This is a genomic window from Ruegeria sp. CH11 (genome assembly GCF_056537105.1).
The window spans coordinates 1-739 of sequence record NZ_JBQFQX010000053.1 but is presented as its reverse complement, the minus strand read 5'-3'; the positions used below and the strand labels follow the sequence as shown (position 1 = coordinate 739).

Genomic DNA, 739 nt, shown 5'->3' with positions numbered 1-739 from the left:
AAAATGCCGCGATACTGGTTCGGATCAGCGACAAAGGCCACGTTGCCGGGCATGCCCGGGTCATATCAGCGACCGCGACACGTTACCCCGGATGCCCGCCTGGGTCACCTCTGCACGCGCTGAAACCCTTGAAGATGTTGCGTTTTTGTCGGGTGCCGCACTGAGCCAACTGCATCTAGTGTTGGGATACAAGGAGGTGCCCCAACCCTTGTTGCGGGATCGGCTGGTGCTGCGTGCGGCTGAGGCTTGTGTCGCGTTTTCGGGGCGCCCGGAGCGGGTAGGGGAGCTGCGCGACGCCGTATACCTTCTGCGCCCCGGCGATCTGCCCGGGCCGGCCGGTGAAACTTATCTTGCTTGGCAGCGCGCGGCGGAGCGACCGGTGTCGATCAAGGTTCTCGATCGGGCCTTGCCGACCATCGAGCCGGGCCAGATTGCGACATGGCTCGATGCTGGGAAAGGCGCGCCAGTGACCCGGGCTGTGATGGTGCTCGAGGCGGTGCTGCGCGAGGCGCCGCGCGAAGACCTCGCAGCGCTGATCCTCGCGGATGCCGCCCTCGCTCTGGCAATCGGCTGGGATCATCTCGTGCCGATGCTGGCCCCAGGCCTGAAACGCGCCGACCTGCGCAAGCAAGGCGGCGACTTGCGTCTGGCCTGTCATCGCGCACTCATCTCTTCGGTGATCGAGGCCGTTCGGCAGGCCGCGGACCTCGCGCGTCGGGCGGCGCAACTCAAGGCAGTC

General features: G+C 66.2%; 1 protein-coding gene. It reads left to right on the top strand.

Translation table 11 applies throughout. From position 1 onward, the window contains the following. Positions 1-91 precede the first annotated feature (91 nt). Positions 92-739 (top strand): DUF1403 family protein (locus ACR0LX_RS22955; protein WP_480785634.1); only part of this gene is annotated, 648 nt, incomplete at its 3' end.